A 15141-nucleotide genomic window follows, 5' to 3' on the forward strand; every position below is an offset into this window, starting at 1 on the left:
TTTATCCTTTCCTGTAATAGCTGACGGTTCCATCCAAAGACACCAGGCAGAATGCTGTGACATGATCAATATTTACTTTAAAAGCCTGCTCCTTTGACTGTATAATCACCAGACGGTTCGCATCGGTTTTCAACTGTGAAAGGATATGAGCCAAGAGAGTTTCCTGTTCTGGAGGGATGTAAATAATCTCGTAAACCTCATCCTGAGAAAAGAAATGTATCTTTACCGGGTATTCCCCAGATGTATGATACACCAATGCCGGCTTAAAATCTAACAGCACCCAGTAGGCTGCAATCATTCCATAATCCACTTCACGCAGGGCATCCTTCTGGTCATAGAGCAGATTTGTTGCTGCATCGTAGAATATGCGCCCTCGTTTTATCAGATTTCGGAGTAGCGTATTTATTGTATCCTCCTTCTTTGTAAAAGAACGAAGAACCTGTTCATAGGTCAGTACATGGTAGGTTGAGATAATACGCAAGATAGCAGCGGCTTCTCCGTGGTTATATATTTTATCTCGTGTTTTCATGGTGGACTCCTTTCAAAACATATTTTGTGCGTAATGCTGTAAGTACAAAATACGTGCAGCCTTTATACTTACAAAAAACGTATAGCATTAAGTACAGAAGATGTCAGGATGTCAGCGGGTTTTTGGGCAACAAAAAAGCACCGGGTAATGGTGCTGAAAAAAAGCGAAAACTATAAGCATGAATATTGTAGCATGGGTAAATTTCCCTTACAATCGCATTTTTGTGCCAATTTTCTGACACCCTGTGCCATTTATTCTTCCGGGAAAAATTTATTTAAAAGCTCAAGGGTTTCCTTGGCTGTAAATCCCCAGAGAATCGTGCTTAATGCTTCCACAGCAGCGTGGCGCTTGCGGTAGAAGGTTCGGTAGGAGATATTATCAATGTGGGGAACCAGCTTCTCAATGATTTCATCCGTATTTTTCAGTTCCTGTGGTGACAGGTACGAATAATATAAAATCCAGTAGTATTGTTCCCCATATTTGTGGTTGTTCCGCAGTAAATCCACAGAGGATTCCAAAAGCTTCAGCATTTTGTTGCTTCGCTCAATACTCCTGGCCCGCTCCTCAATATCTGATCCATTCAGTTCGGCTCCGGCCGTATAGATACTGTCCAGAAAGTCATCTATGGAATTTCCATAGTTTATCTGGAACTGGATTTCCAGTTGATGAACAACGACTTTCAGGCTGTAGGTGGCATCCCGGTAACGCTTTAAAAACTGGTAGGTGTCGTGAAACCGTGGGTCCTCACCGTGAATTTCAAGTTTTCTCTGTGACTTAGACATGGCTGTTTCCTCCTTTTAATTCGATGGTTTGTGTCTGCCTGAATAACGCCGGCGGTGTGTGCGGTTCATTCGTGCGTATCCGTAACTCAAACTGATACGTCCTATCTCCAAAGGGACAGATAATCTGGAATCTATATAGTCCTCTGCAGTCTGATAATTTAGATAATTGGTATTTTGCCTTCCGGCACCGACAGCACGGGAGAGCCTGTGTTTCCAATAAATTTGCCACTTTTTCGATAATGAAATTTATGTGTGTTTTTGGAACGCCGTCTATCGGATCTGAAACAACAATCTGTTCAGAGATTTCCGGTTCAGGGGCAGTCTCAGCATCATCAGGAACTTGTACGGTTAAACTAAGCGAAAGAGCAACTTCCTCTTTGTCGATTAAAACGTCTGAGAGGGAGAACATAGTTGACAGGTAATTCTTCAGATAAATTACGCTGCCATGAGAGCCTGAAAAGGAAATGACGGATATATAATCCAACCCCTCCAGCTTTTTGATAATCCGGCAGGTAGTCGCTTTGGAGCGGCCCCACCGTTCCGCCAGTTCACTATAGCTGGTCAGCGGGCTGCCGGTGTGGTTTCGGATATAGACCACAGGGCCAACCTCGGAACCTTGAACATGAGTGTCGTTATAAACCGTGTGAATCCACAAATCAAGCAAAACATCCATCTCCGAACTTTTCCCCATGCTGATAAGCTCATGGACCTTTTTTACCGGGAAGAAGAAAAATCCCGTATCCTTTTTGCAGGGATAACTGTAGCTGAGGACGGTGTTTTCAGATTTCCAATCCAAGACAGTGAATTTTACCAGCTTGCTTTTTCCTAAGAGGGAATAGGAAATATAATGCTGTTCTTCAAAATAATTCAGGAGAGAAAGTACCTGATGCTGGAAGCGGAACCGGAATTCATTCTGAAGATCTTTGACAGAACATATCCATTCGCCGGCCTCGACGGTATAAGTGATTCCCTCGATTCTACGATAGGATCTTCGGTAATTTGCATAAGAACAAAGAATCAGGTAATAAAAAAGATAAGAACCTCCAGACGTCCGGATGTTCTTATCTTTTATAAGGGAGTGTATGAATTCTCGGTATATCCTGCATCGAGGATAATCGACGAGCTGTTTGAGTTCTAATTGGTAGTTCATAATAAAGGGCCTCCTACTCTTATTTATTTTTCTTACATGATATGCTATAATTATTTCAACCTCTGAAATTTACTTTTCAGAAAAGCGTCCTGAAAGAGAGTTTGACTTGCTAATAATGGTGGAATGTCATAGTTCGATTCCACTTTCTGCTAACAATCTGCTAATTTCACACCAGAATACAAGAGGAAACGAGATGGAATTTGAGGATATTCCATCCCGATTCAAAGTGTAAAAAGTCCAGAAAATATAGGGGTTTTTAGGACATATAAGGGTTCTGGGTTATACGTGGGTTGATTGGATTTTATCTTCTCCTAAGCGGTAGGTCGGGTGTTCGAATCACCTCGGGAACGTAAAAACGCCATAAATCTTGTATTTATGGCGTTTTCTTAACCGTTGGCTGTACAACCTGATTTAACATGTTATTCTTTTCAGCGATAACCTATCGCAATTTCTTCCCGAGCATATCCGGATTTGTTGCAAATGTAAGCGCGGTCTCTTCTGTGATGATGCCTGCTTTATACAGGCGCAGAAGGCTCGTATCCATGGCTATCATATCGTCGCTGGCAGAAGAATAGATGATACCGTCTATCTGAGGAATCTTATTATCCCGTATCATGTTGCGGATGGCCGGGGTTACTGTCATAATCTCAAAGGCAGGAACCATACCGCCGTCCACAGAAGGGACGAGCTGCTGTGATACGACCGCCTGTAGTACCATGGACAGCTGTACAGCAATCTGGCGCTGCTGGTTAGGCGGGAACACATCTATGATACGGTCTATCGTATTAGCGCTTCCAATCGTGTGCAGGGTCGAGAAGATGAGGTGACCAGTCTCTGCGGCTGTCATGGCTACCTGTGTCGTCTCATAATCCCGCATCTCGCCAAGCAGGATGACATCGGGACTCTGCCGCAGCGCGGCACGCAAGGCAGACACGTAACTGTCCGTATCTACATTGATTTCCCTCTGGCTCACGATACTTTTATCGTGCCGGTGCAGATATTCAAGCGGATCCTCCAGCGTGATGATATGCTTTTCAAAGTTATGGTTGATATCATCTATCATACAAGCAAGCGTCGTCGACTTGCCGCTTCCGGCCGGACCTGTCACAAGGACCAGGCCTTTCGGGAATCGGTCCAGCTTCATTATACTGTCAGGTATACCGAGCGAAGCCGGATTCGGGAGCATAAAGGTAATGATACGAATAACGGCCGACAAAGCGCCCCTCTGCTTGTAAGCGCTAACACGAAAACGCGACAGTCCCGCGATGGCAAAGGAAAAGTCGTCATCCCCCGTTTCCAGAAGCTTGTCCATGGAACGTTCTCCCGCCAGCTCGTATATCTGACGGAGCAGGTCTTCCGTGTCATCGGGAAGAAGCCGGTCAGCGTTGATGCGTACGATCGTATTATTGACCCTCATAGATGCAGGAAGGCCTGCGATGATAAAAAGATCCGATGCTTTTTTCTCTATGGCGTTTTCAAAAAAATCAGTTGCATTCATTATGAAAATCTCCTATTCGATTAATTTTAGACGGTCATTTCCCTCCCATCCTGCAGTAGATATCTCCTGCCAGGATGTAATGCGGTAAAAACCGCCGGAAAGGTTATCAGAATTATTCAGTGTCAGAACAATTTTCAGTGCTTTATCTTCATTGATTTTTTCTTCAAAGGTCAATATCGGCTCGTCAGATGATAGATCCAGGGCGATTCCTTCCACCGTATTAAGCAATGCGGCGGCGTCCGCATAGTAATCATCGGACCTGTTCCTGTAAGCGCTCCATAGTATACCGTCAATCTCCTTCAACTTCCGTTCTGCCTCATTGCATGCACTATAATACTCCGTATTATGTCTGGCAGTATCCTTGCTGTACTTGTAATCTCCTGCAGCGCTGGACAATGACAGGGTGGCAAAGGTAACAAGGCAAAGTATGATAAATACCATGAGCAAAGATACGGAGCCTATATTGGCTACAGGATATGTCTTTTTCTTCATAGAGGCTCCTTTCCTATGGTTTCAATTGCTTGTATGATACTATATCTAACTCATATATGTGTGAGGACGAGCCAGATTCAGCAACGGAAAGCCTGTATTCCGTGATACCGCTGTCTGTGTCCCCTTTGTCTATCTTCAGATAGTAGGCCGCATCTGCTTCGGTGCATGGCTGAAATTCTTTATCATAGTAAATATATAGAGTGCTGCCTTCTGCCTTCATATGTGGATAATACTCTCTGAGGACAGTTCCGGCGTCTTCTGTGCCGCGTATGATATCAGCAGTGGAAACTGCCTGGTTTACGGCGCTGTCGAGCTCTTCGGTATCCCGGCTGATCATATGTGACTTTACAAACAGCTGCAGGCAGATGGCGCTGATAACAGAAAAGAAGAGGATAGCTATGATGATTTCCATCAGAAGCAGCCCGGAGCGGTTGGAGGTCTGTTTTTTCATGGCACGCTCCTTTCTGAGATAATAAGAGAGTCCTGGGCGCCCTTTTTATCTGTTGATGTAAATTCCAATAGCCCGGTTCCGGTCTTATCCATACTAAGGCTGTTGATTTCCATGATTGTTTTGCCGTTCTTCAGAAGTATATCGACCCCGTCATTCAGGAACAGCTCCTTGAGCAAACCGTCGTATTCATATATATATGTAGTACAGTCCACACCATTATAATTGCCGCGCAATGCCAGACATCGGGTCCCTTCTATGTCCTGGATGGAAACAGCGCCCTTACTGTCATTTTGCCGTATCTTTTCAGTGATATAGGATAGACAGGTCCTGTTCTGGTCGTTTGCCTGAATCTGCCCTGTTGTAGAGCTGTACAGATTGGCAGCCAGAAGCAGTACGGCAAGCGACGATGCCGCAAAGACAAAGAAAAGAGCTATCGGAAATATAAGATCGATCATATGTTTCTGGCGGGTCTGGAATTTCATTGCCCATCCTCCTTATCAATGATAGTTACGTCAGGCATGATATTGGAACCAAGAATCTGATAGTCTATAAAAAACCGGTCTTCATCGTAGATAAGCCCATAATGCTCCTTAAGGTACTGAAGGCTTTCCGGATAGGCGCCTTCTATGGCATAGCAATGGGCTACGCCACGGCTGACCGCCGTCTCCAGAGTCTGCTTTTCCTGGTCGGAAGCTTTATCGGAGAAGGAAGATATACCGAACCAGAAACAGCCAAATATTATAAAGAACACTAAAATAGAAACGATTAAATTTCTACTGTTGGATTTGGACTTATTGGATACAAAACGTTGCTTCATGTATATTACCCCAATCTTCTATATGCTAGACATGATTCCCATCAGTGGCAGCATTACAGATAATAATATCATACCAACGATAAGGGAAAGTATGATGACAAGAGTAGGTTCCAGAGTTGCAATCATATTCGTGAACCTCTGGTCTATCTCCTCCTGGTACCTGTCCGCGATATCGCCCATAACTTCATCCAGTACACCTGCCTTGGAGCCAATGGAAGCCATGCGGGCGTATATTCCGGAGAAAACGTCCATATCAAGCAGCACCTGGGACAGATCTTCACCCTCCTGCATCTTCTCCTGGCATTGCTCCAGTTTCTGGCGGAAGTTTTCGTTGTCTGTAAGTTTGGATGTAAGCTCCAGGCATTCCGACTGGGTCATTCCGCTGCTAAGGGTCAGTGCCATCCCACTGGCGAATCTGCAGGCAGCCATTTTCTCGGATACGGAACGGGTCCAGGCAAACCTGGCGGTGAACCTGCCAAACCATGCGCGTCCGCTTTTTGTGCGTGTGACGAAGAAGATAAAAATGATGAGTGCAGCCAGCACCGCTATGAATGCGACTGAATAACGGTTCAGCGCACTTCCCAGATTGAGAATGGCTTTGGAAAAACCAGTCATCTCACTCCCGAGCTGACGGAACACCTGATTGAAGATAGGCATTACCTTTGTTATGAGCACGACGATGACGAGCAGCATCATACATATCATAATAAGAGGATATGTGACGGCATTTTTGACCGATTGGGCGATTGTCGCTTCGCGGTCATAGTGCTCACCAAGCGATTTCATGACATCATCCAGCTTACCGGTCTGTTCGCCGATATTTACCATCTGCAGCATATAATCTGGAAAGGATTGTGTAGAGACAAGTGCTTCATAAAAGCTTCCCGTTTCAAACAGGGTCTTCTGCATGCTCATAAGAAGTTCCTGCTCATCAGAACTTTTGCTTTCCTCCAGCATCAGAGTAACCCCCTCTATCGATGAGATGCCGGACTGTAAGATCATTGCCATCTGAGAACAGAAGGCAGATATTTCCATATTGGAAAGAAGGGTAAATATTTGCTGCGCCATAAGAACTCCTTTCTTAATCAGAATTAAACGATATCATAATTAAACCATTAATAAATGCGTCAAAACTAATACGTATATTTTAACACATAGTTTGTTCCGTCTCCGACGGCTTCTTTCAAAGACTTGTTGTCACTGTTAGCGGCGAAGGTAGGATCCATCAGCTCCCATGAAGTGCCGTCAAACTCGATGATATTGTCTATCCAGCCTTTATCGTCCACATATGTGCTGATCCAGGAGTGATATGCGTCTCCCGCATACCCTATGTCCAGCTTGGTAGGGATGCCTTGCGAACGGAGCATTGCAGCCATCAGGGAGGCATAGTCAAAGCAGATCCCTTTTCCGGTATCCAGTGTCTCATCAACGACAGGAAGGTAACCATAAGTAACGGAAGATGCTTTTTCATTGTCATAAGATACATTTTTGATTACATAATGATATATATTTTCTACAACTTCTAAATCAGAATGTGCCCCTTCAGCCAATGCTTCTCCCTTTTTGACAGCCTTTGAATCAGGGGTAAAGCTGACATATTGGTTCGGGTAGAGAAAAGGGGTGAATTCATCTGCGATTTTTACTTCGATATCCTGGGCAAAGGCGATACTGTACATATCGTCCTGTACATTTTCCAGCAGGCTTGCCGAATAGGTGCCGCTTCCGGCCGAGAACGGGAATGTCTCATAGCCTCCGCTCTGGGACAGCAGATAGGTGTAAGTGGTACCGTCAGGAGCGGCAAACTGCAGCTTGACTTTCCCGTTAGTGCCCCTGTACTGCACCATCATATAGCCCTGGTCCGTGTGAGATGCATCAAATGTCACGATATCATTACCGTATGTAGTTGTCCCGCTCGCCTCCGGTACAAGGGCCTGGGGAGTATTGTCACGTACGGGTCCTGACCTGGAGGGTGAACTTTTCTTCCCCCCGCAGCTGCAAAAGAGGATACAGCACAGGAAAAGCAACAATACAGATTGAGATATTGTCTTCTTATTCATGTGCAGTATCCTCCTTTGACTATTCCGTAGGTGATATTAGTATTTCCAGCGTATTGCCTGAATTATCAGGTATCATGATGTTCACCGGCTGGCTCGGTATTTTAAATGTTATGGTTTCGTTTTCTTTATCGACGGCCTCAGGCTCAACTGTATTGCCGTCAGAGGCAGTTCCGGATATGCCTTCATAATCTATGCCCGAATAAGTGTCACGTACGACGATGTTTATAAATCCATTCTCTGTGTATGACCGTATCAGTTCCGGTTTGTCCATATCAAGATGAGTCACCTCATATTTTTTGACCGAGTATTGTCCGTTCATGGCCGTAGCTTTGATCAGCAGCGTACCGTTCTGTGGTATGGCTACCATGTAGTTTTTAGAATCAACCTTTTCCAGCGAAACCGGGGTACCGTCTATCGTCGCCGACACTCCATCCACGGGTAGCAGCGTCTTGACCTGTATCTCATAGACCGCATTGTCTGTAGAATCTACATTTGTCCTCTGTGCAATGATGGTAGGGCGGAAGAAGAGAAGCGGCAGCAGGACAAGTATTACGAGGACAACGTAAGAGATGACTCTGCCAAGACGGAACTCCGTCTTTTTATAATTTCCCCAAGACTCAAGCGTTTCAAGAGGAATAGCATTAGGTACGACTTCACATTCTGCAAAGATATTATTAAGAAGCTGGTTGGCAGTTTCAGAATCCAGTTCGGGTATTCTATCAGGATTGGTGTTCGTATTATCCAATGTTGATTCCTCCTTTCTGTTCTCCCAGTAATTTTTCAAGACTTGCCCGTCCATGGGCAAGATACCGCTTAACAGTGCTACGGCTGATATCCATAGCACTGGCGATTTCCTCAAGCTTCATCTCATTATAATACTTCATGATTATAACCTGGGATTCTTGGGGAGGGAGAGAAAGGATTTTTTCCATCAGCTCTTCATTGGCATTTTTCCGTGCGAACTCCTGCTCGGGATTCAGACCGTCGCCGGGCTTTGTATCCATTATAGAACGGCCGTCGGTTGTGCTGCCAAGCTCCTGAACCTGTTGGCGCCGCTTCTTGCAGGCGTTCAGGCATATACGGAAATTTATCTGGTTCAGCCACGATATGAAAAGCCGTGGATTTTTTATCTTTGTGATATTTTTTAATACGAGTATGTATACTTCCGGCAGGATGTCCTGTGCAAGGTAGGCATCTTTAACATACTGATACGTGAATTTATACTGCTTCTGGTAAGTAGCGGCATAGATTTCAGCAAAAGCATCGCTGTTTCCTTTTTGAGCCTTTTTAACCAGTCCGGCAATATATTCATAATCTAATTCTGCCATAAGCTTAATTTCCTTTTCTTTATTCGTATACCCGCTGGTTGGCGAGAGCAATAAGCCTGGTAATCTGCAGGAATTCTTCTTCGCTGTTCAAAGCAAATCCGGCTTTATATTCGATAGGCAGTGATTTTGAAGAGGCGTTGTGCCTCTCTACCTTCCTTTCGACACTTTCCAGGAAATTATTAAGTTTAGCCCTGTCGCAGTCTTCAAAGATAGCGAGAAACTTATTACCGCCGTTCCGGCCAACAAAGCCATGATTGGCTGCTGCGGAAGAAAGAAGCGTGGAAAACTCGGATAACAGCTTATTTCCAGTAGCATGGTTATACTTGGAATTGATTTCCGGAAGGTTCGTCAAATCCAGTACGGCACAGCCGACGCTGTCCGGAAGATCCTGGTCAATATACTTTTCAATTAATACGTCACAGCTGAACCGGTTGGGTATTCCGGATAAAGGATCGGAATAGGCTACCTGATACAGGTTGTGATAGTTTAGCTTCATTTCAGAAATGACATTAAAATCCATCAAAAGAAATATAAAACTTGCTATTAAAATTATCCAGACCACTGCAAACAGGATGGTCGCAGCCATATTGGAAAAAATATACCGCTTGATATCCGAATTCAGGAGCAGACAGATACTGACCAGGGTCAGGATGACAAGTACAGTCAGCTGGACCATTTTTAGAAGGCTTAATTTTTTCATTTGCATAGCGCAAGACTCCTTTTCCCCATTATGTTACAAGAACATATAATTATAGACTATTATAACATAATCGTATGGATTGGAACAGAGAATTATTTTTTTAAAAAATACTGTGAAAAGTGAGCCCTTTTTGACATGGCAACGCTCTTAATTAATATAGGAGCATTATTGTCTAATTTATTAGTGCATATATAGAATTTAACCGGAATGAGATATTGAGGAGTTAGAAGCGGGAAGGAGAAGCTGATATGAAAAAGTTTAAGAGATGGCTGGCATTGATACTTGCTGTCGTATTGGTAGGTTCCAATGCATTGTATTCGATGAGCAGCGCACTGAAGGCAAACGAGATTGACGCCGCACAGGAGGCATCGGCCCAGGCGGCGAGCGAACCGGCGCCTCAGGAGCCGGAGAGCAATAATGAAGGGGTAGATGTCAGCGTAGTCGACCAGGGCGGCACGACGACGGCACAGGAGCCTGTGCAGCAGCCGGTGCAACAGGAGCCGGCACAGCAGCCCGGGCAGAATACCGACTCATCGGCATCTGTGACAGCGCCTGAAGAAAACAGCGCAGAACAGCCTCAGGAGGAGACTCCGGAGGAGGCGAAATATGACGTTGTAATACGCAAGCCTGAAGCAGACGGCGGAGTAATCAAAGTATGGACGACAGGAGATAAGAAGACAGTCTCATACGATGGCAATAATATATAAGGAAGAAGTAGCAGAAGATACTACATACAATTTCGAGATAACAGCGAACGATGGCTACGTAGTCGAGAAAGTGACCGATAAGAACGGAACGGTTATCAATCCCACGAATGTAAACGGAAATGTTTACACGTATACTCTTGCAGCCATAGCGGAAGATAAAGAAGTTTCTATATTATATAAGGAAGTAAAGAAGGAAGAGACAGATAAGAAGAACAAGGAAGAAGAGAAGAAAAAAGAGAAAGATGAAAAGGAATCAGCTGACGCAAGCAGCCTGTCCTTAAAAGATTCCGAAAATCCGGTTCCTGTCAAAATTCATTTCAATGACAGCGGCGTAGAAGAAGAGAGAACGATAAAGTCCGGAAAAGTAAACCCACCGGAAATTGAAGGATATGAGTTTACAGAGGCGAGAGTTGGCAGTTTTCCGCTCAACTTTCTCGGCTGGTATGATGGGGCCTTGTATTTTGCTGAGCTGGAGGAAGGGGCTGACGGCTTAGACGAACCGGCTACCAAGGTGGAAGAGAATGAGTCAGTCGTTCTGTACTATGATAAATCTGTCAAAACATACAATATTCAGGCAGAGACAGATAATGGTGGAAACAGCTTAAATAAGATTGTAGACTGCCCTACCGCTGTGAAAGATGGTTCGGACTTTGCAATAAAATTGAACACTGAGCGCGGATACGATGTAACTGTAATGGTAAATGATATAGTTATAAGTGCAGAAGAGGCAAACATATACAAAGTATCAGCCAAACAGGCAGTTCCTTCGGATGGAGACATGATTCATGTATCGGTCACATATAAAAAGGCAACAGAGTATTTTGCCTGGGTAGATAATACCAGTCTGAAAAACTGGCATGGGGCTACATGGAGCGGCAGTATCGGCGGTTCGGAATCTCAGAAGTCAGGTTTTAACCCTGGAGAGGCATTTACTTTTAATGTGAGGACTGCACAGGGAACTCAAAAGTATGATTGGCGGTTAAATTCATTTCAGATTAATGGTGAGGATGTAAATGTACCTACCAGCTTTGAGGTGGGAGCCAGTGCTGCCACGACATTGTCAACCGGCACGGGGATATTGATACAGCTTGTAGACAAATGGGATTATGCTTATAATAAATCGATATACATCTACGATATAACAGTGAGTAACGCATATGAGGACATAGTAGTTACTAAAGGTAATTTCCGTGCATCCACATGGGCAGAAATCATGCCTGAGACTATCCAGGGTGTCGAGCTTGAAGCTTACAATGCAAATAATTTACCTGGATGGACTGTGGCACCTTTAAGCAGGCCGATTCAATATAGCGGTCAATTGGATTATGGTACCCGAATACAGTTCCGCTACAGAGTTATTCCGGGATATGGTGATATTGAAGTTACAACCACAGGCGGTACGAATACGAAACCGTCTTTAGATAAAGATGGATATTATTACTTTGATGTAAAAAAAGGTAATGATGCGTTAACTGTTTTAAAAATAAATGCCACGATTCAAACCTATAATGCTATATATGACAAGGGCGATGTAGACAAGGCTGATGGCATTCCGTCGGATGACACGGGTTACAGCATCGCTGCCGAAGGCAAAAAGAAAATTTACGTACCGACAGTTGTGCCAACCGCAGAAGGTAAAGTATTCCAAGGATGGGAACTGAAAGGTGGCAATGGAAGTTTGTATGAACCGGGAAGCATAATAGACTTGCTGGATGTGATTGATTATGCAGATAAGTCAAATAAGATAAAGCTAATGGCGGTATGGGCTTCCGAAGAAGAATCAGAGAAAGCAGCTTATGACATCGAATATTATTATGAAACAAAAGATGGAGAGTATGTAAAGAAAGATGAAGACACTCAGACAAAGCTAGGTTATATCAACCAATCTGTTGTTCTGCTTAATACAAAGGGTGCGGAAGGCTACACACTGAATACAGAAAAGTCCAAACGGGGCACCACTGTTCAGAGGGAGAATACACCTCCGATACAATTTTACTTTGATATTGCAGATTATCGTATATCCTATAATTTAGATGGCGGCATAGTTGCCGGAAAGAACCCGGAGACATATACGGTGCATTCCAAGGATATTACGCTTATTAATCCTGAGAAAGAAGGATATGTATTCAAAGGATGGAGCGGAACAGAGCTTGATGGCAACGAGAATAAGGATGTTACGATAAAGTCTGGATCCACCGGAGACAGAGAGTACACAGCACACTGGGAAGCCAGCAAAGCGAAAGTATCAGTATGGTTTTACACAGGGGAAGAGAGCAGTGACGCATATGTAGTGACTCCCGAGGGAACGCTGTCAAAGGATGGGGCATCGGATAGATATGCCAAGGAAATCAATTCTGAAAATAAGGGCGGTTATAGTGAGGACGAAATCAGGAATTTTGCAGAAACAGCCTACAACATAACACCAGAAGCTGATCGATATGAGAGCCATGCTATTTATGTAATTCATAAGACATCTAAAAATTGGGAGACTATTGAGAACTTGGAAAGCTATGTTATCCAGGACGGCGATCAGATAAGATATCATGTCACGCCGGAGCTGGCCCATAAGCTTACCTATGTGGCAGGTGAACACAGCAGCGGAGAATCATATCTTGATGGATATTATTATAAGGGAGAGTCCGCAGATGTAAAGACATTTAATGCAACAGGACTTGTAGCGGATACCGGTTACAAATTCGACCACTGGGAGAATGAAGCGGGCGAGACTGTTAGCGGCGCTTATAAGATGGGAACCAAAGATGCCACGCTTAAAGCGGTATGTGTCAAGGATAAGCAGAGCACCCATAAGCTTAAGTATACGGTAGAATATTATAAAGACGGAGTGCTCGTATCTGATGATACAAGAGAAATCGAAAGAGACGTCTGGATTAATGACGACGTGATACCGGTATTGGATGGTGATATCGATACATCAGAAGAAAGATACCCGGGTTATCATTTTACAGAAACAGATCCGAAAGAGATAGGAGAGACTGTAAAAGCGGGTACAACGATAAAAGTATACTACAAAGCCAATACGGATACTGCCTATACGGTAGAACGGTATTACCAAACGAACGGAAGTTACAGAGAAGCTCCGGATGAAACAATAAGTGACGATACGACAAAAGGAACAACAGGACAGCTCGTTGATACGCTGGCCTTCAGGAATCCGGACAAAGAAGGATATGTGTACGACGCGGGTGCGCCGGGAAATATTGAGGCAGGAGTGGTACTAGGCGATGGCAGCCTTGTACTAAAAGTGTATTTCAAACAGCAGTTCAGTGTGACATATAAGCCGGGAGAACATGGAACGTTTGACGATAAGACGTTCAGCGGTCTGGATTATAATGCGGATACCCCTTCATTCACTCCGCAAGGAGAAGCAGGCTATGAATTTACAGGATGGTCTCCGGCATATTCTGATAAGGTCACGTCTTCCGTAGAGTATGTGGCACAATGGAAAGCCAGAGAAGATACGAAATATACGGTAGAATACTACTATCAAAGCGAAGGGACATATCCTGAGACGCCAGACCTTAATCGTGAAGGAAGTGGAACGACTGGCGCCACTGCGGCAATTACGGAGGAAGATAAGCAGACATCAAGGGACGGCTACGTCTTTGATGCTGCAAATACGAATAATGTAACAGAAGGTACGATAAACGGTGACGGTTCTCTTGTTCTGAAAGTCTACTTTAAGCAGCAGTTCCGTGTTACGTACAAACCGGGAACACAAGGGACATTCGACATACAGTCATTTGACAAATTAGATTATGGCACAATGACTCCGGCTTATGCCGGAGAACCTACGGGTAATCCGGGATATACTTTTGACGGATGGGGTGAAGTAGCAGAAAATGTAACTGATAATGCAGAGTATGTGGCACAGTGGAAAGCGAATACCAATACGGCATATACGGTTGAACATTATCAGGAACAGTTAAGCGGCGTGTATACCTTGTTTGAAACAGAAGATACTCTGGCCGGTACGACCGGAGAAACTGCTACAGCTAATGCAAAGACTTATACAGGATTCTACCATGACCCTGAAGCAGAGGGTACAATTGAATCAGGCACGATTGCAGGAGACGGTTCGCTTGTATTGAAGCTGTTCTATACAAGAGAAGAGCATACAGTAGCTTACTTTGTGGACGGAGAGCAGTATGGAGGGCTGGACACCTACAAGTACGGCCAGACCATCGACCCGTTGAGGGAAGAGCCAGTGAAGGAAGGCTACAGATTCAGCGGCTGGGACAGGACACTTCCAGAAGTTATGGGTACGGAGGATTTGGAGGTCAAAGGAACATTCACGATTAACAGCTATAACGTGACCTACGTGCTGGACGGCGTGCAGTACGGAGATGTAGAAAGCCACGAATACAACAGTGACGTGACGGTAAGGCCTGCACCGGAGGTAGCGGCAGGCTACCACTTTAGCGGCTGGAGCCAGAAGGAAGGCTTCAAGATGCCGGCCAGTAACGTGGAGATAACCGGAGGCACGGTAGCGAACGACGACACGAAGTACCGGGTAGAGCACTACAAGGAGAACGTGGACGGGACATTCGCCCTGGAAGAAGGCAGGGACGAGACGGGAACGACCGGGACGACGGTAACGGAAGAGGCGAAG

16 protein-coding genes are annotated in these 15141 nt (G+C 44.7%); 3 read left to right on the forward strand and 13 right to left on the reverse strand.

Going from position 1 to position 15141, the window contains the following annotated elements:
* Position 1 precedes the first annotated feature (1 nt).
* The 3 genes from HJV72_RS08420 to HJV72_RS08430 form a co-directional block, all read right to left on the reverse strand.
* Positions 2-529, reverse strand: a complete 528-nt coding sequence (locus tag HJV72_RS08420) for a DUF5697 family protein (protein ID WP_208070226.1) — start codon at positions 527-529, stop codon at positions 2-4.
* Between the two features lie 251 nt (positions 530-780).
* Complete coding sequence (locus HJV72_RS08425; RefSeq protein WP_208070227.1) at positions 781-1311, reverse strand: hypothetical protein; 531 nt, start codon at positions 1309-1311, stop codon at positions 781-783.
* A complete protein-coding gene (locus HJV72_RS08430; RefSeq protein WP_243765579.1) occupies positions 1304-2107 on the reverse strand; it encodes a MarR family transcriptional regulator in 804 nt (267 codons plus the stop codon). Before HJV72_RS08430 ends, HJV72_RS08425 begins: the two co-directional genes overlap by 8 nt.
* A gap of 90 nt (positions 2108-2197) precedes the next feature.
* On the opposite strand from HJV72_RS08430, the gene HJV72_RS08435 reads away from it, so the two are divergent.
* Positions 2198-2449, forward strand: a complete 252-nt coding sequence (locus tag HJV72_RS08435; protein ID WP_208070228.1) for a hypothetical protein — start codon at positions 2198-2200, stop codon at positions 2447-2449.
* Positions 2450-2900: 451 nt separating this feature from the next.
* Here the strand turns inward: HJV72_RS08435 and HJV72_RS08440 are convergent, their stop codons facing one another.
* The 10 genes from HJV72_RS08440 to HJV72_RS08485 form a co-directional block, all read right to left on the reverse strand.
* A complete protein-coding gene (locus tag HJV72_RS08440; protein WP_208070229.1) occupies positions 2901-3959 on the reverse strand; it encodes a type IV pilus twitching motility protein PilT in 1059 nt (352 codons plus the stop codon).
* Between the two features lie 12 nt (positions 3960-3971).
* A complete protein-coding gene (locus tag HJV72_RS08445; protein WP_208070230.1) occupies positions 3972-4451 on the reverse strand; it encodes a hypothetical protein in 480 nt (159 codons plus the stop codon).
* Between the two features lie 13 nt (positions 4452-4464).
* Entirely contained in the window at positions 4465-4902 is a 438-nt protein-coding gene (locus HJV72_RS08450; protein WP_208070231.1) for a PulJ/GspJ family protein, read from the reverse strand.
* On the reverse strand, positions 4899-5384 hold the full coding sequence (locus tag HJV72_RS08455) for a DUF4860 domain-containing protein (protein ID WP_066571172.1): 486 nt from the start codon (positions 5382-5384) through the stop codon (positions 4899-4901). Before HJV72_RS08455 ends, HJV72_RS08450 begins: the two co-directional genes overlap by 4 nt.
* Complete coding sequence (locus tag HJV72_RS08460; RefSeq protein ID WP_117772647.1) at positions 5381-5719, reverse strand: hypothetical protein; 339 nt, start codon at positions 5717-5719, stop codon at positions 5381-5383. The genes HJV72_RS08455 and HJV72_RS08460 overlap by 4 nt, the downstream gene beginning before the upstream one ends.
* A gap of 18 nt (positions 5720-5737) precedes the next feature.
* Positions 5738-6787, reverse strand: a complete 1050-nt coding sequence (locus HJV72_RS08465; protein ID WP_208070233.1) for a type II secretion system F family protein — start codon at positions 6785-6787, stop codon at positions 5738-5740.
* Between the two features lie 65 nt (positions 6788-6852).
* Entirely contained in the window at positions 6853-7776 is a 924-nt protein-coding gene (locus tag HJV72_RS08470) for a transglutaminase-like domain-containing protein (protein ID WP_117772648.1), read from the reverse strand.
* A 19-nt stretch (positions 7777-7795) separates the two neighbouring features.
* A complete protein-coding gene (locus HJV72_RS08475) occupies positions 7796-8521 on the reverse strand; it encodes a hypothetical protein (RefSeq protein ID WP_066571166.1) in 726 nt (241 codons plus the stop codon).
* Complete coding sequence (locus tag HJV72_RS08480) at positions 8514-9104, reverse strand: RNA polymerase sigma factor (protein ID WP_208070235.1); 591 nt, start codon at positions 9102-9104, stop codon at positions 8514-8516. Before HJV72_RS08480 ends, HJV72_RS08475 begins: the two co-directional genes overlap by 8 nt.
* Positions 9105-9123: 19 nt before the next feature.
* Positions 9124-9810: a GGDEF domain-containing protein gene (locus tag HJV72_RS08485; protein ID WP_208070237.1), complete on the reverse strand. Its 687-nt coding sequence runs from the start codon at positions 9808-9810 to the stop codon at positions 9124-9126.
* Positions 9811-10052: 242 nt separating this feature from the next.
* On the opposite strand from HJV72_RS08485, the gene HJV72_RS08490 reads away from it, so the two are divergent.
* Both HJV72_RS08490 and HJV72_RS08495 read left to right on the forward strand, forming a co-directional pair.
* Entirely contained in the window at positions 10053-10511 is a 459-nt protein-coding gene (locus tag HJV72_RS08490; protein WP_208070238.1) for a hypothetical protein, read from the forward strand.
* Positions 10495-15141 (forward strand): InlB B-repeat-containing protein (locus tag HJV72_RS08495; RefSeq protein WP_208070240.1); only part of this gene is annotated, 4647 nt, incomplete at its 3' end. The genes HJV72_RS08490 and HJV72_RS08495, both read left to right, overlap by 17 nt.

Source organism: Extibacter sp. GGCC_0201 (genome assembly GCF_017566055.1).
Classification (GTDB): domain Bacteria; phylum Bacillota; class Clostridia; order Lachnospirales; family Lachnospiraceae; genus Extibacter.